The organism is Parabacteroides massiliensis (assembly GCF_900155425.1).
GTDB classification, from domain to species: Bacteria; Bacteroidota; Bacteroidia; order Bacteroidales; family Tannerellaceae; genus Parabacteroides; species Parabacteroides massiliensis.
The window spans coordinates 1128540-1148089 of the sequence record NZ_LT700191.1 but is presented as its reverse complement, the minus strand read 5'-3'; the positions used below and the strand labels follow the sequence as shown (position 1 = coordinate 1148089).

Annotated in this window: 25 protein-coding genes; 12 read left to right on the top strand and 13 right to left on the bottom strand. The window is 51.8% G+C overall.

What is annotated here, in order from left to right; all coding sequences use genetic code 11:
- Nucleotides 1-2: 2 nt before the first annotated feature.
- From BQ9893_RS15825 to BQ9893_RS15815, 3 genes are read left to right on the top strand one after another with little or no spacing between them, the layout of a single operon-like run.
- Nucleotides 3-305 carry a hypothetical protein gene (locus BQ9893_RS15825; RefSeq protein WP_008675547.1) on the top strand — a complete coding sequence of 101 codons (303 nt, stop codon included), beginning with the start codon at nt 3-5 and terminating at the stop codon, nt 303-305.
- On the top strand, nt 238-795 hold the full coding sequence (locus BQ9893_RS15820) for a phage virion morphogenesis family protein (RefSeq protein ID WP_075966841.1): 558 nt from the start codon (nt 238-240) through the stop codon (nt 793-795). Before BQ9893_RS15825 ends, BQ9893_RS15820 begins: the two co-directional genes overlap by 68 nt.
- Nucleotides 792-1232 (top strand): hypothetical protein, encoded by a 441-nt coding sequence (locus tag BQ9893_RS15815; RefSeq protein WP_008675551.1) that lies wholly within the window; start codon nt 792-794, stop codon nt 1230-1232. The genes BQ9893_RS15820 and BQ9893_RS15815 overlap by 4 nt, the downstream gene beginning before the upstream one ends.
- A gap of 84 nt (nt 1233-1316) precedes the next feature.
- Here BQ9893_RS15815 and BQ9893_RS15810 read toward each other — a convergent pair whose 3' ends face one another.
- The 13 genes from BQ9893_RS15810 to BQ9893_RS15750 form a co-directional block, all read right to left on the bottom strand.
- The gene (locus BQ9893_RS15810; RefSeq protein WP_075966840.1) at nt 1317-2156 is read right to left on the bottom strand and encodes a DNA adenine methylase; all 840 of its coding nucleotides are present in this window, start codon (nt 2154-2156) and stop codon (nt 1317-1319) included.
- Nucleotides 2153-2791, bottom strand: a complete 639-nt coding sequence (locus BQ9893_RS15805) for a thymidylate synthase (protein WP_008675554.1) — start codon at nt 2789-2791, stop codon at nt 2153-2155. Before BQ9893_RS15805 ends, BQ9893_RS15810 begins: the two co-directional genes overlap by 4 nt.
- 68 nt (nt 2792-2859) lie before the next feature.
- Nucleotides 2860-3102: a helix-turn-helix domain-containing protein gene (locus BQ9893_RS15800; protein WP_008778303.1), complete on the bottom strand. Its 243-nt coding sequence runs from the start codon at nt 3100-3102 to the stop codon at nt 2860-2862.
- A gap of 189 nt (nt 3103-3291) precedes the next feature.
- The gene (locus BQ9893_RS15795; protein WP_075966839.1) at nt 3292-3777 is read right to left on the bottom strand and encodes a hypothetical protein; all 486 of its coding nucleotides are present in this window, start codon (nt 3775-3777) and stop codon (nt 3292-3294) included.
- Nucleotides 3777-5078 (bottom strand): reverse transcriptase domain-containing protein, encoded by a 1302-nt coding sequence (locus BQ9893_RS15790; RefSeq protein WP_072546184.1) that lies wholly within the window; start codon nt 5076-5078, stop codon nt 3777-3779. Before BQ9893_RS15790 ends, BQ9893_RS15795 begins: the two co-directional genes overlap by 1 nt.
- Nucleotides 5079-5283: 205 nt before the next feature.
- On the bottom strand, nt 5284-5529 hold the full coding sequence (locus tag BQ9893_RS15785) for a hypothetical protein (RefSeq protein WP_008675566.1): 246 nt from the start codon (nt 5527-5529) through the stop codon (nt 5284-5286).
- Complete coding sequence (locus tag BQ9893_RS15780) at nt 5457-5690, bottom strand: hypothetical protein (RefSeq protein WP_008675568.1); 234 nt, start codon at nt 5688-5690, stop codon at nt 5457-5459. Before BQ9893_RS15780 ends, BQ9893_RS15785 begins: the two co-directional genes overlap by 73 nt.
- 109 nt (nt 5691-5799) lie before the next feature.
- On the bottom strand, nt 5800-7005 hold the full coding sequence (locus BQ9893_RS15775) for a phage head morphogenesis protein (protein ID WP_008675569.1): 1206 nt from the start codon (nt 7003-7005) through the stop codon (nt 5800-5802).
- Between the two features lie 113 nt (nt 7006-7118).
- The gene (locus BQ9893_RS15770; protein WP_075966838.1) at nt 7119-8429 is read right to left on the bottom strand and encodes a phage portal protein family protein; all 1311 of its coding nucleotides are present in this window, start codon (nt 8427-8429) and stop codon (nt 7119-7121) included.
- Nucleotides 8430-8433: 4 nt separating this feature from the next.
- Nucleotides 8434-8853: a phage protein Gp36 family protein gene (locus BQ9893_RS15765; protein ID WP_008675573.1), complete on the bottom strand. Its 420-nt coding sequence runs from the start codon at nt 8851-8853 to the stop codon at nt 8434-8436.
- 7 nt (nt 8854-8860) lie between these two features.
- Nucleotides 8861-9091, bottom strand: coding sequence for a hypothetical protein (locus tag BQ9893_RS15760; RefSeq protein WP_005798272.1), 231 nt, complete (start codon nt 9089-9091; stop codon nt 8861-8863).
- 1 nt (nt 9092) lies between these two features.
- On the bottom strand, nt 9093-10652 hold the full coding sequence (locus BQ9893_RS15755; RefSeq protein ID WP_075966837.1) for a hypothetical protein: 1560 nt from the start codon (nt 10650-10652) through the stop codon (nt 9093-9095).
- A 7-nt stretch (nt 10653-10659) separates the two neighbouring features.
- Entirely contained in the window at nt 10660-11124 is a 465-nt protein-coding gene (locus BQ9893_RS15750) for a terminase gpP N-terminus-related DNA-binding protein (RefSeq protein WP_008675577.1), read from the bottom strand.
- Between the two features lie 208 nt (nt 11125-11332).
- Between BQ9893_RS15750 and BQ9893_RS15745 the strand changes: the two genes are divergently transcribed.
- The 9 genes from BQ9893_RS15745 to BQ9893_RS15705 are packed head-to-tail and all read left to right on the top strand — an operon-like array spanning nt 11333 to nt 19550.
- A complete protein-coding gene (locus BQ9893_RS15745; RefSeq protein ID WP_032934379.1) occupies nt 11333-12268 on the top strand; it encodes a peptidase in 936 nt (311 codons plus the stop codon).
- Nucleotides 12269-12303: 35 nt separating this feature from the next.
- Complete coding sequence (locus BQ9893_RS15740; RefSeq protein ID WP_208610826.1) at nt 12304-13344, top strand: hypothetical protein; 1041 nt, start codon at nt 12304-12306, stop codon at nt 13342-13344.
- A 5-nt stretch (nt 13345-13349) separates the two neighbouring features.
- A complete protein-coding gene (locus tag BQ9893_RS15735; RefSeq protein ID WP_075967404.1) occupies nt 13350-13814 on the top strand; it encodes an N-acetylmuramoyl-L-alanine amidase in 465 nt (154 codons plus the stop codon).
- A 14-nt stretch (nt 13815-13828) separates the two neighbouring features.
- Entirely contained in the window at nt 13829-14305 is a 477-nt protein-coding gene (locus tag BQ9893_RS15730; RefSeq protein WP_008778308.1) for a hypothetical protein, read from the top strand.
- A complete protein-coding gene (locus BQ9893_RS15725) occupies nt 14271-14597 on the top strand; it encodes a hypothetical protein (RefSeq protein WP_227194001.1) in 327 nt (108 codons plus the stop codon). Before BQ9893_RS15730 ends, BQ9893_RS15725 begins: the two co-directional genes overlap by 35 nt.
- Nucleotides 14594-15169 (top strand): hypothetical protein, encoded by a 576-nt coding sequence (locus tag BQ9893_RS15720; RefSeq protein ID WP_075966835.1) that lies wholly within the window; start codon nt 14594-14596, stop codon nt 15167-15169. Before BQ9893_RS15725 ends, BQ9893_RS15720 begins: the two co-directional genes overlap by 4 nt.
- A 3-nt stretch (nt 15170-15172) precedes the next feature.
- The gene (locus tag BQ9893_RS15715) at nt 15173-15661 is read left to right on the top strand and encodes a hypothetical protein (protein WP_075966834.1); all 489 of its coding nucleotides are present in this window, start codon (nt 15173-15175) and stop codon (nt 15659-15661) included.
- A gap of 38 nt (nt 15662-15699) precedes the next feature.
- Nucleotides 15700-15906 carry a hypothetical protein gene (locus BQ9893_RS15710; protein ID WP_008778311.1) on the top strand — a complete coding sequence of 69 codons (207 nt, stop codon included), beginning with the start codon at nt 15700-15702 and terminating at the stop codon, nt 15904-15906.
- Complete coding sequence (locus BQ9893_RS15705; protein ID WP_075966833.1) at nt 15903-19550, top strand: viral A-type inclusion protein; 3648 nt, start codon at nt 15903-15905, stop codon at nt 19548-19550. Before BQ9893_RS15710 ends, BQ9893_RS15705 begins: the two co-directional genes overlap by 4 nt.

The following is a 19550-nucleotide window of genomic DNA, read 5'->3' as shown; positions in this document are numbered from 1 at the left end:
CGATGGCAAAGCGACGCGGAGTAAGTTATGAGAAACGTGTGGAGGAGATAAACAGGATATACGACCAATATGCCAAACGCGGTGTACCGAACCGTGAGATCTGGCGGCGGTACGTATATCCTGTATATGCCGTTACCGAACGTACATTCTACAATATACTCAACGCGAGCGCGGATGCGAGCAAGAAAATAGCTGACGAGGAGACCCGCCAGCTTTTACTCTTTAATGACGATGACTATGAACAAGGACGTGCAGAAGATAATCGCCCGGATCCTGCAGGATATCCGGGTGGAGATGACAGATGAGTTCGACCGTAATTTTGAGCGTCAGGCTTTTTTCTCCGAGGCATGGCAGCGGCGTAAAAGCCCGACACGTCCCGGAGGTTCTATTTTGATAGATACCGGCCGGCTCAGGCGGAGCGTTTCCAGCCGAATCACGGAGAACAGCATCACGTTTTACACCGACCTTCCGTATGCGGCCATCCACAATGACGGCGGGGAGATAAAGGTGACAAAAAAGATGAAGCGTTACTTTTGGCATAAATACTACGAGGCGACCGGTTTTTTCGGGCGCAGGAAGAATGGAGAGAAACGCAAGGACAAACGTACCGTGCAGCTGACCGGAGAGGCGGAGTTCTGGAAGTTCATGGCGTTGAAAAAGGAGGGCAGCATGATCAAGATTCCCCGAAGGCGTTTCTTGGGGGTTTCTCCCGAAGTGGAGAAGGCTGTCCGTGAAATCATAGAGGAGAATATAACGGAATATTTCAATGTTGAATTTGATATAAGACGGAAATGAGAAAGGAACTTTATAATATGCTCTGCAAGGAGCTGAAGGAGGTGGGCGGAGGCTTGATAAAACACATCGACCTGTGGAACCACAATGTGGAGTTTATCGAACAGGAGGAGAATTGGGAACGCCCTGCCGTATTCGTGGAGTTCTGCCCGATACGCTGGAATGCGATTGTGGACGGGGTGGAATATCGGGCCGAACCGGAAGTGAAACTGCATATCGTGACGGACTGGGCCGGTGCAGCCAACGAGGGCAGCCCGTTCAAGGAAGAGGCGTTGGAGGTGTTTGACCTGCCGGAACTGATACATGAGCGGCTCTCGTGCATGGATGGCGATACTTTCATGGCATTTGACCTTGTGGAGAGCCAGACGAACCACAACCACGAGGAGATCGTGGAAAATATCGAGGTGTATTCGTGCGTGGCCTTCAAACGGCTTCGATAAACGGCCATGTTCAGACAGTAAAGCCTCCGGCGGACAAATTACTGCCGGAGGCTTTCTATTTCGACAGGGGGCAAAGAAACGCCGTCAGGCAGCCTCTTTTTTGAACAGCATCATGTCCGTGTAGGATGAGCTGTAGTTTATGTGGGCGTTGAACTCCATCCGGGTACATCCCTCGAACGGGTTGCCGATGTTTTTGTTTTTCCCGATCCATTCGCACAGCTCCAGAATGGAGGATTTGTTTGAGGTGAAATAGACGAACGGATGCCCGGATAGCACGTTCAGCACGTCGAGGTAATCCGACATACGCCAACTCATATTGTAAGTACCCACGTCGGTGGAAAGGTACGGCGGGTCTACCAGGAACACCACGCCCGGCGTGTCTTTGTACCGGTTGAACAGCTCCTTGTAATCGCAGGAGACGATTTCCAGCTCATCTAGATAATCCGTGCACTCCGGATAGTCCGCTTTCCGGATGTTGTTATAAAGGGCTTCCTTCTGCATCTCCGGTACGCTCAGTTTATATTTCATGGAGAACATCAAAGAGGAGGACAGGGTGATGAAGTCCACGTAACCGGTCTCGTGCTCCTCCTGGAGGATACGGCTGAAGATGCGCTCACGCAGTTCTCCGGTTATGGTCTTGTGCCGTGGAACGGAATTCCCTACCATGGCACGCAGGTCGGCGATAAGCCGGTTTGTCCTTGGGATGTTTTCCAATCGCTTGTGGTAATTGTCGAAATCGTTGTATATGACCGTGGCTTCCGGCTTGCATCGTTTGGTGATGTGTGATAACAGGCCGGAACCGCCGAAAAGGTCAACGAATACCGTGCTTTCCGGATATTGTTCCAATACTTTCATAAACTTGCGTGCGAACATGCGCTTTTGGCCCACGAATGGCAGCGGGGCTGACAGATACGTCTTTTTCATACGTTCAATTCGAATTTTACGTTAGGATTTCCGGCAAGCAGTTCTTGTGTGCGTGTGACGTTGTTCTCGTAAATATGCACGTTGCCGAGGTTGATTGTGATGGATTTCAGGGGTAGTTCTATTTGCCGGGATATAAGGTACAGGTGATAGATGTCCGCCGGTAATCCGAGGTTGGCGTCCGAGCTACGCTGGTAGGCCGTCAGGACCAGTTCGCCTTGTTCGATCTGGAACTGTACGAGACTGAGGCATGGTGCCTGGTTGCTTTCCGTGCCGGTCGAACCGAGGAACAGCACGTAGTTCTTGCTGCTTCGTTTTTCCCGGTTGATTTTGCCAATCAGAGGTGGTAGCTTCTCGAAATAGGTAGGGTAGGAGTTCACGAGGATGGAGCCGCAGTAGTCCCACCAGTTTATCCCGGCTTCCCGGTATTTCTCAACCTGTCTTTCCCCGCTCATGAAGAGCGACAGTTCGCTTCTGAGCTTTTTCCGTGCGATATTGTGTCCCTCGAAAATATCGAGCAGTTCCGCAGGGGACAGCGTTACCGTCTCGTTCAGCAGGTAACGGCTTTCGCCTTTTCTGCCTTTTTGTGTCTTGCCGTCGGCAAGTACCTTTTTCAGGATTTGATAATACTTGTTCATGGTGTGTTGTTTTGATACCCTGCAAAGGTACCGCGCCGTTATCCCTCTTCAATGGGGAGGCTGTCCCATTACACTGCAAACGGGTTACAGTCGCTTTGCAGCCGTTTGATGAGCGTGTATACCTTTCGCTCGCAAACATTATAACGTTCGGCCAGTACTGCCACGATGTAGGAAACCTTTTCGCCTTCGTCCAACAGCCTGTTGTAGTCATTGTATAGTTCGATATACTGTACGTCTTCCATCCGGATTCCCACTTTCCGGCATGTTTTCAGCATTCCTTTATTCAATTTCAGTATCTCAATTACTTTCATATTCAACAAAAATTAGTACTTTTGCACTGTCTCACTTATTAAACAACAACGAAAACACCCAAATGGGGTGGCATGAGGGCATTGCCCCCGGCCGCGCTCCATTTGGGTGCGTTGTGTTTAATAGTAAGTGAGACGACTGTTTTAACAGGCCGGGGGCTTTTTTTACAGCCTTACCCCCGAAGGCTTTTTTTAATCTACCGCATATAGCGACAAATCAAATACATCTTTCTTTTTCCATCCGTCGGCCAGCGTGTTTTGGATATGCTGCATGGCTTTCGTATAGAAGTCTGTCAGGTCTTCCAGTGTGGCAAACTCGCGATAGACCGGTTCGGTGTCCGTCCCGAATTTGAACACGACCGGAAGAGTCGCCCCTGCTGTTTGCACGGCAAGGTCGTAGGCTGCCTTGTAGTTGAACTGGTTCTCGCTTGACAACCATACTGGGACATTCTCGTAGGTGAAACCTGATAGGATATCCTTGTCGGTTTCCCGGTTGTGCCATGTTATGACCGTGGAGCGTATCTCGTCTTCGGTGGGTCGATGGTCGAACTCCTCTTCCATGTAGGTGGCCGATCCGTTCTCTCCCGGCTGCACGTCCCATCGGACACGCCATTTGTTTTTAATGGTGTTTATGCATTCAAGCAACCGTACCCCGGTGTTTCCTTCCACTTTTTTCATCAGCTGAATACATACTTGGTTCTACCTTTGCCGAAAGTTTCCGTCCGAATGATGGTCTCAAACGGAAATCCGTCCGGCATTTCACTCACTTGTGCGAGGATGTTCTTCATCTCTTCCGAGTTGGTGAAGAACTTCTTGGCCTCGCCATTCATCTCGATGGCTACGATACAGCGGTCCTCGCCTTGTTCGGTGCGGATGCCGGTCTCGAAGTCCTTCACGATGATGGGTAAGTTCACTAATTCCCGGATGCTTACCACGGAGCCGGGAAAACGTTTCTTGCCGTCTTCCGGCTTGTAGGAAACGTTCAAGTCTTTAAATGATCTCATTTTTTTGCCTGTTAATTTATTAAACAACATATTGCAGTCGGCGTGCTTGGCCATCCCATAGAAGGAAGCGACCAGTTCACGCCTTCTTTTCCTCGATTTGACCTCGTGCATTTTTCGGGCGAACTTCTGTTTGATGCGCTTGCGTAGGCGCACATGGTCGGGGTATATGACATATCCCAAGAAGTCTATGCCCTCGTCCACCGGGAATACACGTTCATCAGGCTTTACGGTAAGCCCGATTTGTGTGACCTGGAAGTGGACGGCATCACGAATCTTCCACAATTCTGATTTCGCGTCACCGAGTACCACGCCGTCATCGCAATAGCGGTAGAAATGGCGGACGCCGTACTTGTCCTTCAAATAATGGTCTAAAAAAACAGACAGGAGCAGGTTGCCCAACCCTTGCGACGACCTCAGCCCGATGCTGATTCCTTGCGGCATGAGCCTTACGAAGTTGTCAAGCATGGCGATGAGTTTCTTGTCCTTGAATACCCTCCGGACACAATACATTACGAAATCCTGCCCCACGCTCTCATAGAACTTGGAGATGTCGAATTTGTAGCAGTAGCGTGTTCCTTCCGGGTCTTCTTTCATGTCGCGGCGTATGTACTCCATGAGGTCGTGCATGCCGCGGTTCTTGATGCTGGCTGAGGTGGTACGGATGAACCGTTTCTTCAGGTGCCTGTCCACTACGGCCATGATTGCGTGGACGGCGATGCGGTCCTTCATGGTGAGTATCTGGATACGTCGCATTTTTCCACCCTCCACGATTTCCCTCTCCCGGTAATCCTTGACGGTGAATGTACCCGTCTTGATTTTTCCGGTAAGTTCCTGAAGCACCTCTTCCCTGTGCGCAAGCAGGTAACGTCCCTGGCGGCTTTTTTTTCGTTTGGAGCCACGGAGGACCTGATTGAACGATTCCGCCATATTGGAATAATCGGCAATCTCTTCCACTATATATCCTTGCCTGTGCATTATAGCATCGTTTTTTTTGATTGTTTTACAAACGGAAGATAAGGGCCTTCCTTTCCCCGGGTCTGACTTCTTCGAGCTGACTTGAGCCTACCAAACTCCACCCGACGCGTGATTTTTCAGCTTTCCGCACCTGTGCGCTTTTGCTGTGGCTTGCTTCCCTCGGCACCACGGTAGGGGACACGTCCCCGGTGTTGTACGCCGATTGTTAGATTTCCAGACGGGAGCCGACATTCGTGTTCGAGTTCGATGCATCGTTATTCGCATTCGCATTCGACACGCCGCCATTCGCATTCGCATTGTTGTACCCGCGATAGACCACACGGACTATCAGGAAGCTCCACCGGGGTGCAAAGGTACGGATAAAAGCCAGTCCCCTTGTTAGATAACGAGGAAAATCAATGCGGCGATTGCTCCTCCGGTCACGGTGAGTGTCCAGTCCGTCCAGTCCCAACGACCGCCCCGGAGCTTGTCTTTGAGCTCCAGCGAGGAGGCTGCGATGGCGGCTGCGTATAAGGCCGCGTACGGTGTCAGGGCTGGCAGCCCCACGATAAAACCGCCTACCAGGTGTTTGTAGCGGTTACTTTGTTTTAAAAATGAAAGAATCTTGTTCATAAGCAATTGGATTAAAAAATGTTTTGTATATTTGCAAACACAGAAGCATTGAGGGAATGACGAGCAGGCGTTTTAGTCCAAAGTGTCGCCCTTGGTGCTTTTGTTTTTTTTATTCTACTATTATATCATTTACTGAGTATAAAAAGTATTTTATGCGGATATAACCGTTATCCCTTCTTGTTACTTCTTTGGCAACATTAAGCCTTACCCATTTTCCATTGATTTTAACTTTGAAGTAGAAGAAGTGTTCCACATTGTCCGTCCTTGGGTGAGTCAATGCGGAATCATCCACATATTCGGCACGTTCAAGGTGTGAATCCAGGTTCTTCAAGTCCTCCTTGGAAACGATGCGTGTCCGTCCGAATGTGTCGGAGAACAAGTGCTTGTTGCCCTCTTTGGTAAAGCCGATATTCAAGTCCTTGCCATTTATGTTCTTTTCCACTTTCTTTTGAAGTAGAGGCTCCATTTCATGCAGATAATGGATACGTTCGATAGCTCGTGCGGACTTTTCCCGGTCTCCGGCGCATTTTTGCAGTATTTTGCAGGCGGCGCACAGCTCGTTGTCCGGAACGAAGGCCAGTTTAAGTTTCCCTTTGGCCATATCACAATCCCTGCACCTTTTGATGGTGTATGGGTTGTAATCCGGCATGGTCTTCTGTTCTTTTCCCGGGTTGAACCGGAAGATGCCTTTGGTGTCCCTTTGAAGGGCTGACTCGCCCAATGCCATTGCCTCATCGTAGGGCGTTTCCGGATATTTGGATTTTCGTACCTGGACTACGGTGCACCTGCAGTTCCATCCATTTGGCGGGAAATACTCTTCCCAAAAGGGGTCTGCCATAGGTCGTGTTACCCCATGCAGTTCGGCATGTTCCGGGCGAACCTTGCCATCCCCGGCCGTCCGGTACTGGAGGTTGTAGCGGTCCCCGTCTTCTGCGAACCGTTCCCACTTGGCGGCCATAGTCGCCGAAGCCTGCACAAAGTTGTACTCTGCCCGGAGGTAGCCCCGATTATAGGTTTCGTCTATCTTCCGGACATCGTTCAAAAAGCGTTCGAACGTTTTTCGATTGCCGTTCTCATCCAGCAGGGAGGGGAAGGCTTCGTTCAGTTCATGGAACGTCTTCAGGCCTGAGAATATATAATCCGACCTCTGCAGGCGCCCTCGCATGGCCTCGGACATCTCCACCTGCCGGAATGAAGAGTCCAGGACGGAGGCGTGCGTCTCTATAAAGTCCTGCGCCTCTTCTGAAGCCAGTATGTTGATTTCAAGGTTTGCCCCCTGCTCCCGGAACAGGGCTTTCATCATGCGGTCGAACATCTCTGTAAGCTTGTCACGCATCAATTTTGCCTCGTCCTCTTTTGAGAGTTGGAGGGTATGATTGCCAAGCAATGAACTGTAGCGTAGATGCAGCCCCGAATAATCCTCGGGGCTCAGTCGAAAAAACGGGATAGCGTTCCAGCCTGTTTGCCGTCTTTCTTCTTTTTCGGATCTGCCGGGTCCGGCTCTTCCTTCGGTTCCTTCTCCTCGCACGGAATGCCGTATTTTTCCTCAAAGTACTGTGGCTTCACCTTGTAGTGCTGCAGTACCATTTCTTCGTAGGCTTTCTGCTGTTCGGGCGTGTAGTCAATGGAGTAGTCCCAATCAAAACGCAGTCCCTTGACAGGAAAACCGTGACGAACCATTCGCGGAATGAGCTGGTTGTTCACTATATCCCGCAGCATGTCGCAGTCACTTTCCACGAGGTTCTGGAACACTTCAAGGTGCGTTTCAGACTGTGAGAGGCTGCTTCCGTCCTCAATGGTCATCGTTTGTCCGATGATAAGCTTTGACAGTTCGGAATTGGCCCGATCGATGCGCTTGTCATAGACATTGAATGCATCTCCCTTGCCGCTTTCCACAAACTCGATTTCGGTTTCCATTCCTGCCACCATGGAGAGGGCGGTTCCGGCTTCACGCAGCATCTTGTCGAGACGGTCAATCTCTTTCTGATCGCGCGAAGTGGTGCGTGCTATACGCATGGGCATTCCGAATATTTCCCCGAAGGTGTCCCAAAAGGCCAGCATGTTCTTTTTGGGGATAGTCTGTGAAGCAGCCTTGAGATACAGCCCGAGGTCGTCGGGCCTGCCTGCTTCAATGAGCCAGTCCGAAAAAGGCGGCTGGCGGTAGTCTATACCTGTAGTCCAGTCCTGCCCGAGGTCGGTAATGACACGTCCGTACTCAGGAATGACATGCTTGCGCGGAATAAGCTTCACATCCGAATAACAGATGCAGCCGTCACCGTCAGTGCAAAGGTCGCCCAATTCGATGAGCGAATGCCCCCAGTAGATTGAATCAAGGGCATAGCGCATGAGCTGCTTGAACCAGGACTGGTCAAAGAAATGAACCGCTTCCTCGTTCTCATCCCCTTTCATATCCACGATTTTGAATGAACGTGCCATGACAAAACCTCTGCGCTGCTCCACACACCCGGAGAGGTGAAGGTCTATTTCCGCGTCCCGGTAGATGTCGTACAGGCGCTGGCGGCTGGGGCTGTCCACATTGATGGCATACTGCCAGGCATCGCGCCAGTTCTTGATGTCCTTCCGGGTGAGTGCATCGGTGGTGCGCTGCAGGTCGATGACCATTTTCTGCACCCGCTTGATGTCTTTCCCCTTGGCCAGATTAAAATTGCCGTATAGCGTTTGCAGTACGTTTTTCGGTTTACTGGAAAACATACCGCTGAAAAAGTCTTTAATATCCATAGTCCTACCAGTTATGATGAAGCTGCTTCTGACAGCTGTAAACAAGTGAATTTCCGGACGGAAGCCCATCTTCTCCGACAGCCAAGGGCAAATCAGGGACAATTTTTCCGGCCTGTACGCCTTCAAGCCACTTGATGGCCCGTTCATATCGTTCCTTGCGTATCTCGCTTCCCATCTTTTGCGGCATGGCTGCACTCATGTGGTAAAGTGAAATGTCGCAGGTGTACATGACAATGAGCCGGTTCCGGTGTTCATCCTGTGCAGAGAAAATGGCCGTACAGTCGTATTTCGGCCGTAGATAACCGGCAATTTCTTCCCGGGCTTCCGCTTCTGCATTGGTACGGTTTTCCGGGCTTACCTGGGAGATGACCTTCAATGCGTTGTCGCCGATGACAACTTTGTAATCTTCTTCTGTAATGAACATGACCTTATTATTTAGTGATGAACAATGCCATTTTTTCTATATCCCGGATAGTGGTTCCCTTGCGGAAACGGTGGCGGTGAATCAGTTCGCAGATATTCCTTTTGGGGACAACTTTTAGTTTGCCGCCCATATACAGGACGTAGTATTTTCTTCCGTAGAGCTTGGCATACTTGCAAGCACGGGCAACGGCACGTTTATAGCGCCATGCAAAAATCATTCTTTTAATCAGTTGTATCATGTTACCATATATTTTTGGCGATCGGCCTTTTGCCGAACACCGGTTGAAAACTCTCCTGTCTTGAATTGCGCTGCAGCATCCAGATGGCTCCCTCGTCGGCATCCGGTGCATCATCGTGAATACGGCTGCCACGCTCCAGAGCCAAGGTCTGTTCGATTCCGGTCTGCATATCCGGCGATTCTTTCAACTTCTCATTGTAGAATACGAAACCGCGTTCCCATAATGGTGACACCGCTTCGATGCGCTGGAGCTTGTCCGGCTTCTTTCGTTTGTCCGGCATGATGGGCAGTTGGTATCCACGCAGATTTCCTTCTGCCTCAAACTCATCCAGAATGACATCCTGCATGAAGTTCGCTTCCATAAAGAACTGGACGGCTGCCGTATCGCGTGTACGCTCGTAGAGGTCGTAAAGCCACCGTACCATTCCGGAAACGGTATCCTGCCGGACGTAACAGTCTATAAGGTGCAGTTCCTTCCCAATCTTGCCCCAAAGGCGGCAAGCCTTGTAGTCGTTTGAAGTGGTCGATTTGAAAGAGGGGTCGGTATAGCAGACCAGCATTTCATACTTGGACAGTCTGGGCAGTTTCTTGTAACGAATCCAGTCTGCCCGGAAGATAGTGCCGTCCACGATGGGGTTGTGCATCATCTCCTTTTCCCATGCCCGGTAGCCTACGAAATCCCTGTATTCCTGCGCCTCCTCTTTCGTCCATTTTTCGCGCCATACCGGTTCTCCGTTCTTGTCTATTGCCTTGATGACGGATACATGTACCCCTTTTGTCTTGGTGAGATTGGCCAGCACCGAGTTTTTAGAAATGAGGTTCCCGACCATGATAAAGCGTCCCCGGCCCACATCCAGTGCACCAAAAAGGGCTTCTTTCACCCAGTCTGTAATGTCATGCACCCGTTTCTCATTGCGGCACAGTTCGTCGTCATCCAAGTCATCGATGACGATGTAGTCCGGGCGTGCTTCCCGGTCGCGCAGACCACGCGGAGACTGTCCGCGTCCGCAAGCCAGGAATTTCACCCCGTTGGCAGCCTTGAACTCCCCATCCTGCCAGGAAGCATTCCCCTGCTGCTTGCCGAAGTCGGCAATGATGCGCTGGTTGTGTTCCAGTTCCGCCTGAATATCGCCCAGCAGACGTGTGGCAGAGTCTTCGCTTTTGCCGACCACCACCATGAAATTGATGAGCCGCTTTGGTTGGAACATGAGCCATAATGGGACGAAGATGTCCATGTGAGTGGACTTGGCATGACCGCGCGGCCACATGAATACCGCCTTCAGGTTGGGCGTACCCCTTACTTTGGCCGCTGCCGCATTGTGGAACGGTGCATTGTGAATGGTGCGTATGGCTTCCCCGGTAGTCTTGTCACGCAAGGTGAGGAAGTGGGGAAAGTAATATTCGCAGAATGCGGCATAGTTACCCTGCAGCCGCAGAATGCGCCTGTCCCTTTGTGCCGGTGTCTCGCCTGCGAGCAGCGCCGTATCCGTAATGGACTGTACCCTTTTGCAGTGTTCTTTCCACTGTTCGTATGCCTGTTTCTTTTCCGCTGCTGTTGCCATGCCCTTGTTATTTTATGCCCATCTGTTCGGTTATGTACAGGTCCTGGTACTTGTTGATGGCCTTTACCAATTCCGGGGTCACATCCGGGTCGATCGTCGAGCGGTATTCGATCCATTTGGAAAATGCCATGAACACTTCGATGGCATCCACCACATTGGCCTTCTTGTCGAGCTTCTCGATGACCGCCGACAGTTTTGCCAGCTTGTCGCCCAGCCCGGCTATCAATGTGGGGTCATCCGACGAGTTTACTTGTGTGATAAGCGTGTCGATGGTGAGCAGAAGCTTGTTCACCAGTTCCGGGCGAGTGACGTTCTTTGCCGCCCTTGCTTCTTTCCACCCTTCGGAGGTACACCATTTGGATATGGTGACACGAGACACGTCCACCTTTTCCGCTATTTCCGTTTGCTCCATTCCGGAGAGGAATAGTGAGCGTGCGAGCGATTTCTTCTTTTCGATTTCTGCCTTTGTCATATTATAAAGAATATAGGTTTGAACGGCAGGTATTGGAATGACTGTACACCTGCCCGATTTGTTCGCAAAGTTGTCCGCTTATCGGTTTGCCGCCAAAATAATGTGCAACGGTTTCATAGAAGTGTGCAACCGTTGCACACATTTTTGGCGGCCCTGCGAGTGCTCCGTAATATTGCAGAGCCAACGCACAAAGGCGTGGTATGGAAAAATGAGTAAACGTGTAAGAATTTCAAATGACAGCCTGAACAGTTACGGAAGCCGCGTGCTGACATCGGGCATGAGTGTGGAGCAGTACTGCCGGAATCCGGTACTGCTGTACATGCACCAGCGCGGTAGCGTGATCGGTTATGTGAAGGATATCCGGGTGGAAGACGGCGAGGTGACCGGTGAACCCGTGTTTGACGAGGCGACCGACCTCAGTAAGAGGTGTAAGAAACAATTTGAGTTCGGCAGCCTGAGAATGGTAAGTGCCGGCATAGATATCCTGGAACTGAGCGAACAGCCCGAACATCTACTGCCGGGACAGACTTGTCCGACCGTGACCAAGAGTAAACTGTACGAGGTCTCTCTGGTGGACGTTGGTTCTAACGATGATGCCATCATATTGATGAAAGACGGTAAACAAATCACTTTGGGAAGGGACGGGGAATGTCCCTTGCCATCAATCAATAATCAAAAAACAGAAGAAGAAATGGAACTGAAACTTTTGGCCCTTCAATTGGGGCTGCCGGAAACGGCGACGGAGGCTGATGTAACCCGGGCATTGAATGACCTGAAAGCGGCCAAGGCTGAGAATGACTCTCTGAAAGATGAAAACGGGAAGCTGACCCTGGCCCGCATTACCGGTCTTGTGGAAAAGGCCGTAGCGGAGAAACGACTGGGGGAAGACAAGAAGGCGCAGTTTATCGAACTGGGCAAGAAGGTTGGATCCGACGAGCTGAAGAATGTGCTTGATGCCATGCAACCCCAGGTGAAGATCTCCACCGTGCTGAGTTACCAGGGTGGCAAGCAGCAGGCACAGCCGTCCACCTATGCCAAGCTGAGCGATGTCCCGAGTGACGCACTGCTTGAAATGCGTGAGCAGAACCCGGAGGAGTACAAGCGTCTGTACAAGGCCGAATATGGAATGACCTGTGAAATTTGAAAACCTTTAAAATGAAGACAATGGGAAAAATTGTAATGCTTTTGACGGCACTCCTGTTCAATACGCTGACAGGTGCCGTGTGTGCTTCCGTGCTGGGATTCTCTCCTGTAGCCGGAGCTGTGGGAATGAATGCGGTGGCAGCCTTCATGGGCATGGCTCCGCAGAGCGCTTCAATACTCCGTGAAGGGGTTTATACGGAAATCTGGACGGGCGAGCTTGTCAAGGTACTCCGTGCCGGGCTGGAAGGCACGTGGCTGTCAGGAATTCCCGACCAAAGCAGTATCGTGAACAACGATGTGATTCATCTGGTAGAGGTAGGGGTGGATCCGGACGTCTTGATTAACAACAAGACCTACCCGATTGACGTGCAGGCTTTGGAAGACAAGGACATCGCCATCAAGCTTGACAAATTCCAGACCAAGGCCACGCCGATTACGGATGACGAACTTTATGCCATCAGCTATGACAAGACCGCCCGTGTAAAGGAAGGTCATGCCAACAGTATCAATGACGCGAAGTTCACCAAGGCGGCCCATGCCCTTTGCGCGAACAAGAATACGGCAACGACTCCGGTGCTTAAGACTACCGGCGAGAAAGATCCGGCCACAAACCGTCTGCGCCTTACCGTGAATGACCTTGTGGAAATGAAGCGTGCCCTTGACAACCTGCGCGTGCCGTCAGACGGCCGCAGACTGGTGCTTTGCCCCGACCATGTGAATGACCTGCTGCTGACCAGCCAGGCATTCCGCGAGCAGTACAACATTGACCGCAACAGCGGCAAGGTAGGCAACCTGTACGGCTTTGAAATCTATGAGTACGGCAACAATCCGCTTTATACTACAGCCGGAGTGAAAAAGGCATTGGGTGCAACGGCAGAAGCCGGTGAATTCCCGTGTTCGTTTGCCTTCTACAAACAGCGGGTTTTCAAGGCAACAGGCTCTACCAAGATGTATTATTCCGAGTCAAAGAACGACCCGTTGAACCAGCGTAACCTGATTAACTTCCGCCATTACTTCATCTGCATGCCCAAGAAAGAGGATGCCGGAGTGGTAATGATGAGCGGCTATCAAGCATGATGATTATGGCAAAGTTGAAATATCTGGTAATACACTGTACGGCAACTCCGGAGGGACGTGAGGTTTCATCTGCGGACATCCGCAAATGGCATACATCTCCGGTTGCCCAGGGAGGAAGAGGATGGAAGCAGGTTGGCTATACCGACCTGTTCCACCTGAACGGAGGCGTGGAACGTCTGGTAGAAAACAATGAGGATGCACAGGTGGACCCTTGGGAAGTGACCAACGGAGCCAAGGGATATAACAGTCTGAGCCGTCACATCGTGTATGCCGGAGGCGTGGAAAAAGACGGTAAGACCCCGAAAGACACCCGCACTGGCTGTCAGAAAAAGGCACTGGAGAAGTATGTGAAGGATTTTCACCGGAAATTTCCTGATGTACGCATTGTAGGACACAACGAACTGGCAGCGAAAGCCTGTCCGAGTTTCGATGTGCAGGAATGGTTGAAAGAAATAGGTATTAATCAATAATAAAACCGGGTGGTATGGACTTGAGCGAATTTATGAACATTATCCTTGGCGGCGGCCTGGTTGGTACGGTGGCGACCATTGGCTCCTTGCGGGCTACTGTGAGAAAAGCGAAAGCGGAAGCGATGAAGGCCGAGGCCGGTGCAGAGGCTATGCGCATAGATAACGCCGAACATGCCACCCGCATTTTGATGGAGAATATTGTAAAACCTCTGAAAGATGAATTTTGTGAAACAAAGAAAGAACTGGCCCGCAATACACGTGAGATGGCCCGTCTTAGAAAAGCTATTGATACAGCCGGGAACTGTCCTCATCGTGACGATTGCCCTGTGCTTGACAGGTTGCGCGAGTCACCGAAAGAGCATGAACCGGGAAGTCCGGACGGAAACGGCAAGCGCCGACAGCGCGAGCGGAAGTCGACGGGCGGGACTGGTGATGGCGGGGGTACCGGCGAGTTCGGTGAAGCTGACTATACCGGCGGACAGCCTCCGTAAACTTCCTGAAGGGGCGGTGTATCGCGGGAAGAGTGGACAGGCGAATCTGACCGTAGGCAGCGACGACAGCGGGAACATCGTGGCCGAAGCCTCGTGTGACAGTCTGCAGCAGCTGGTGTTATGGTATGAAGAAGAGCTGGCGCGTATCCGTAGCGAGACCAAGAACGAAATTTCAAATGACGTTCAAACGGAGGAAAAACGTCCTCCGAACCCGGTGCGGGTGTTTACTTGGGGAATGGTTGCCGGCTTGCTTGTCGGTATGTTATTAACAATGAAACTGAAAAAAAGATGAACAAGAATTTTATGTACGGCATAGGAGCCGTAAAGTATAAGGATTTCACAATCGGGTATATTGAAAAGAACTCGTTTGACCTGGGCGGCAAGAAACCCGAGGCCGCGAAGATCGAGGCCGAACAGGTGCAGGGTGCCCCGGTGCTGGTCATCCCACAGAGTAACGGCGGCATCGCCCCGACGTTCAATGTGATCCAGATGAACTATTCGAACCTGCACAAACTGCTTGGCGGCAGCCTGCATTATAAGAAAGAAGATTCGGAAAAGAAAACTCCGATCGGCTGGACAGCCCCGTCGGAGGTGCTTGTCATGCAGGGACCATGGGAACTCTCCCTCGTGTCCGGACAGAGCGTACTGATTCCCAACGCCACGCTGCTTTCCAATCCTGCAGGCAAGCTGACCCTTACAGAAACCTCCAAGATAGAGGTTACGCTCGAAGTGGCGATGCCGGAGGACGGTTCGCAGCCTTACGGCGTGTTCGATACGGAAGCAATACCGTCCGAGTGGGGGCAGTACAAGCTGCCGCCGGCGGAAGCCGCGGCTGCAGCATCGCTCCAAAGCGAGGAGGGCTAACGTATGGCTGACCGGCTGGAACAACTGATAGAGATGGAGTGTGCGGACGCGCTGCTTGACAGTGGCGTGTCCGTTCCTCTTAAAAGGTGGAAGTTTCCGTGGCTGAAACGCCCGGTGGAGGTACGTGTGACGATGAAGCGTCCGAGACTGCGGGGTCAGATATTGTTGGCCAGGGAATATCTGAAGATGGGTATCAAACCCGACTGGCAACCGAAGGACAAGGCCGAGGAACTGGCCTTTGTGGCGGAGCATGGCAAGGCCGTGAGCCGTCTGCTGGCCTATACGGTATGCCGGGGCTACGTGTCGCGGCACGTGGGTATCGGGGTGACGGCATGGGTGCTGCGGAACTTTGTGGAGTGGCGCTATCTGACGGCTATGTTCCGGACATTCGAGCGTCTGATGGGCACGAAGGATTTTATGCGTATTATCAGCTCGACAGTGCGGGCGAACCCGATGACTCCGAGACTGAGCCAGGCAAGGAAGGGGAGTTAAGAACCCGGTATGAGGGTTCCCATAGCCCTTTCGGCTTCGTGTGGCAGATAGCGAGTGCAACGGGCTGGAGTGTGGACTACATTCTGGACGGTGTGAATTACCAGACGCTGATCATGATGCTGAACGACGCGCCGCGGTATGTGCGGAAAAAGCAAGGCGGCGGAAACGGTGCTCCCAGACCGGAACACAGCGCCGAGGATGAAGCGAACGATATAGTAGGATTTTTTCAAAGCAAACTGGAATGAGCAAACCTGTAGAAGTTGAATTTTTGATGAAGGACAAACTCACGCCCGGCATGAACAAGGCCGAGCGTGAGGCGCTGGAACTGCGTAATACCGTCAGACTGCTGGAGGCTGAACTGGAAAGGCTGCGCCTTGCCGGGGAGACGGCTGCCCCCAATTTGGACCAGAGTGCCAATATCGCGCAGATCCATGCACTGGAGAAGCAGCTTGAGGAATTGCGTGGCAAACTGAAACTGCTGCAGGAGGAATCGGAATCCGTGCAGGTCACCCCTGCAGACATGCCCAATGCACAGCGCCAGTTCAACGGGCTTCACAACAGCATCCAGCAGATGGCACGTGAAATGCCTTCTTTGGCCATGGGACCGCAGATGTTCTTTCTGGCCATATCCAACAACCTGCCGATTTTTACGGACGAACTGGCCCGTGCCCGTAAGGAATATGATGAGCTGCAGAAGTCAGGCAAGAAAGGCACACCGGTATGGAAACAGGTCCTGTCCTCGCTCTTTTCCTGGCAGACGGCCATGACCACCGGCATCATGCTGCTGGTAATGTACGGTGATGAAATCTGGGATTGGACGAAAAACCTGTTCAGTGCCAAAAAAGGCGTGGATGAATTCAACATATCACTCAAGGAAATGACCGAGATAGAGAAGGACGGCCGTGCCCAGATGGTGCGTACCCGCTTCGAACTGAAATCGGTCATCGATGAAATAAAGAACTTCACCGGCAGCAAGGAACAGGAAAAGGCGAAGGTAGAGGAACTGAACCGCAAGTACGGGGAATCTTTCGGGTATTATAAAACACTTTCCGAATGGTATGATACCCTTATCCAAAAGAGCGAGGACTATGTACAGGTTCTGCTGCACCAGGCCAATGTCCAGAACCTTGTAAAAAAAGCTGCAGAAGCCGATGAAGAGGTGAATAAAATCAAGGCGCAGAAACCGGAAGAGGCGGAAAGCGCCATGGGTTTTTTCGGGAAATGGGGACAATATATCATACAGTCAAGCATGGCAGAATCCGGGCAGTTCTATGACGCACAGGCTGCCATTAAGAAACATGATCAGGAAGCTTATGACATACTGTTGAAAAATGCCGAAAACAAACGCGACGGTTATCTGAAAAAAGCGGAGGAAGAGGTAAAGAAAGCGGCAGAAGCAGCCAAAAAAGGAAATATCGGCGGACATACCGACCCCAAGCAGTCCGGGAAGAATCCGGAAGCGGAAGCCAAGCAACGGCTTGCCACAGAGCGCAGGCTGGCGCAGGATCTTGCCGCCCTGCAGGCCGAGAACCGGAAGGAAGAGATAGACCGCATGCAAGCCGGTACCGAAAAGAAACTGGCACAAATCGAATATGACTATAACGCCCGGAAAGAAGAGATAAACCGGCAGGAAGCCGACTGGAAGCGTGAGAACAAGGAAGCCGGTCTTTCCACCGGAGATAACGGACTTACCCGGGAGCAACAGGATGAACTTGAAAAAGCCCGTGCCTCAAACACCGAGTCAAGGAAAAAAGCGGAGGCGGACGTGTACAGGGAAGAGGCGGAAGCCATGCGTGACTATCTGAAGGAATACGGGACCTTCCAGCAGCAGAAACTGGCCATCGCTGAAGAATATGCCGAGAAAATCCGCAAGGCACAGTCCCAGGGTGAAAGGCTGACTTTGGAGAAACAGCGTGATGCGGCTGTGCATAAAGTGGATATGGAAGCTCTGACCCAAAAGATAGACTGGGGAGCAGCATTCGGGGATTTGACAGGCCTGCTTGCAGACCAGATGAAGAACCTGCTTGGCGAGCTTAAACAGTATGTCAAGACGGATGAGTTCAAAAAAACGGGAGCCGCAGACCAGCAGGTCGTCTACGATGCCATTGAACGTATTCAAAGCATGCTTCCCGGTGGTAACGGCACATTGGATTTTGCCCGGTTACAAACGCAGATGCACGCTTTGGGGGATGCCGTAACACGTGTGCAAAATGCGGAACTGCAGCAGGAAGCGGCATTCGCCCGGTTAAAAGCGGCGCAGACCGATTACAACAAGGCTCTTGAAAGCGGTAACCAGGCAGAAATAGAACGTACCAAAATCGCTCTTCAAACGGCCCAATCGTCCAGTGCTTCAGCTGACGAAGAATACCTGAACGCCACCTCTGAAATGAAGGCGCTTGCCGGGGAGGTGAAAAGTGCCTCCCGGGACACGGTTGACGGGTTGAACATGGTATCCAACGGATTGCACGGCTTTGCAAGCGGAACCTTGCAGGGATCATTTGAAGGAATCCAGAATATGCTTACCGGTCTGTCAAAACTGAATATCGGAGGCAAGGTCGGTGATGCCATCAGCCGGATGTCCGAGACCCTGTCAAGTGCCGGAGTCATCGGGCAGATCATATCGGCCATTCTCTCCATACTGGATTTGCTGAAAGACGGTATTGGCCCGATTATCTCATCATTGATAGACACCATTTTCAATGCGATAACCGGAATACTCGACAATATCCTCAGCGGAGACCTGTTCAAACAGATAGGCGGTTCCCTTGTGAAAGGTATCGGGGGATTGCTGAACACGGTGTCTTTCGGAGGTTTCAACAAACTGTTCGGCATCGACGGAAACGCCAGGGAAGTGCAGGCGGCTATAGACCGCCTTACAGACCGGAACGAGAAACTGCAGACCTCCATTGAGGACCTGACCGATACCATCAAGGCAAGCAAGGGGACTAAATCGGTGGAAGCTTACCGGGATGCTTACAAATACCAGAAAGAGACGAATGCAAACTATCTGCAGATAGCGCAGGAACAGGCACGCTACAGCAAAAGCCACCACTCGTGGAACTACTACTGGGGTGGTTTCAACCAAGCACAGATAGACAAACTGAGCGGACAGATTGGCCGCCAGTGGGACGGGAACCTGTGGAGCCTGAGCCCGGAGGAGATGAAGGCGCTGCGCAGCAACGTGGACATGTGGACGCAGATACAGAATACCGGTAAGGGCGGCTATGGCGGGCGACTGACCGAGAAGCTGGATGACTACATAGACCAGGCCGGCAAGCTGGAGGAACTGACCGACCGGCTGTATGAAGGGCTGACGGGCATTTCATTCGATGGTATGTACAGCAGCTTCATCGACAACCTGATGAACATGAAGTACGGTGCCAAGGATGCGGCGGAGGATATATCCGAGTACTTTATGAAAGCCATGCTGAGTAACAAGATAGGCGAGCTGTATAGCGAGAAATTGAAAGGCTGGTGGGAGAAGTTCGGCAAGGCCATGGAGGACAACGAACTGACCGAGGCGGAACGGAACGCGCTGATGGAAGAGTACATGCAGTATATGGATGAAGCCCTTGCCCTGCGTGACAACCTGGCGGCGGCCACGGGCTACGACAAGACCGAAGCCGGCGGCACCAGTCAAAGCGCGAAAGCGGGCGGCTACACGGCCATGACGTATGACCAGGGCACGAAGCTGGAGGGGATGTTTACCGGCGGTTTGCAACATTGGTCGAGCATGGACGACCGGCTGGAGAGCGTGTCGGAGAAGATGGACACGGCCGAGGGCCACCTGGCCCGGATAGCCGAGAACACCGGTGTGAGCGCCGGCCACCTGGGCGAGATAAAGGATGAGATAAGGAAAATGATACGTGACGGACTAAAAGTGAAATGA

Excerpts from the sequence above, each read along its gene's own strand:
- BQ9893_RS15825 (WP_008675547.1), top strand. The coding sequence starts at position 3 with ATGGCAAAGCGACGCGGAGTAAGTTATGAGAAACGTGTGGAGGAGATA.
- BQ9893_RS15820 (WP_075966841.1), top strand. The coding sequence starts at position 238 with ATGAACAAGGACGTGCAGAAGATAATCGCCCGGATCCTGCAGGATATC.
- BQ9893_RS15815 (WP_008675551.1), top strand. The coding sequence starts at position 792 with ATGAGAAAGGAACTTTATAATATGCTCTGCAAGGAGCTGAAGGAGGTG.
- BQ9893_RS15810 (WP_075966840.1), bottom strand. The coding sequence starts at position 2,156 with ATGAAAAAGACGTATCTGTCAGCCCCGCTGCCATTCGTGGGCCAAAAG.
- BQ9893_RS15805 (WP_008675554.1), bottom strand. The coding sequence starts at position 2,791 with ATGAACAAGTATTATCAAATCCTGAAAAAGGTACTTGCCGACGGCAAG.
- BQ9893_RS15800 (WP_008778303.1), bottom strand. The coding sequence starts at position 3,102 with ATGAAAGTAATTGAGATACTGAAATTGAATAAAGGAATGCTGAAAACA.
- BQ9893_RS15795 (WP_075966839.1), bottom strand. The coding sequence starts at position 3,777 with ATGAAAAAAGTGGAAGGAAACACCGGGGTACGGTTGCTTGAATGCATA.
- BQ9893_RS15790 (WP_072546184.1), bottom strand. The coding sequence starts at position 5,078 with ATGCACAGGCAAGGATATATAGTGGAAGAGATTGCCGATTATTCCAAT.
- BQ9893_RS15780 (WP_008675568.1), bottom strand. The coding sequence starts at position 5,690 with ATGAACAAGATTCTTTCATTTTTAAAACAAAGTAACCGCTACAAACAC.
- BQ9893_RS15775 (WP_008675569.1), bottom strand. The coding sequence starts at position 7,005 with ATGTTCGACCGCATGATGAAAGCCCTGTTCCGGGAGCAGGGGGCAAAC.
- BQ9893_RS15770 (WP_075966838.1), bottom strand. The coding sequence starts at position 8,429 with ATGGATATTAAAGACTTTTTCAGCGGTATGTTTTCCAGTAAACCGAAA.
- BQ9893_RS15765 (WP_008675573.1), bottom strand. The coding sequence starts at position 8,853 with ATGTTCATTACAGAAGAAGATTACAAAGTTGTCATCGGCGACAACGCA.
- BQ9893_RS15760 (WP_005798272.1), bottom strand. The coding sequence starts at position 9,091 with ATGATACAACTGATTAAAAGAATGATTTTTGCATGGCGCTATAAACGT.
- BQ9893_RS15755 (WP_075966837.1), bottom strand. The coding sequence starts at position 10,652 with ATGGCAACAGCAGCGGAAAAGAAACAGGCATACGAACAGTGGAAAGAA.
- BQ9893_RS15750 (WP_008675577.1), bottom strand. The coding sequence starts at position 11,124 with ATGACAAAGGCAGAAATCGAAAAGAAGAAATCGCTCGCACGCTCACTA.
- BQ9893_RS15745 (WP_032934379.1), top strand. The coding sequence starts at position 11,333 with ATGAGTAAACGTGTAAGAATTTCAAATGACAGCCTGAACAGTTACGGA.
- BQ9893_RS15740 (WP_208610826.1), top strand. The coding sequence starts at position 12,304 with ATGCTTTTGACGGCACTCCTGTTCAATACGCTGACAGGTGCCGTGTGT.
- BQ9893_RS15735 (WP_075967404.1), top strand. The coding sequence starts at position 13,350 with ATGGCAAAGTTGAAATATCTGGTAATACACTGTACGGCAACTCCGGAG.
- BQ9893_RS15730 (WP_008778308.1), top strand. The coding sequence starts at position 13,829 with ATGGACTTGAGCGAATTTATGAACATTATCCTTGGCGGCGGCCTGGTT.
- BQ9893_RS15720 (WP_075966835.1), top strand. The coding sequence starts at position 14,594 with ATGAACAAGAATTTTATGTACGGCATAGGAGCCGTAAAGTATAAGGAT.
- BQ9893_RS15715 (WP_075966834.1), top strand. The coding sequence starts at position 15,173 with ATGGCTGACCGGCTGGAACAACTGATAGAGATGGAGTGTGCGGACGCG.
- BQ9893_RS15705 (WP_075966833.1), top strand. The coding sequence starts at position 15,903 with ATGAGCAAACCTGTAGAAGTTGAATTTTTGATGAAGGACAAACTCACG.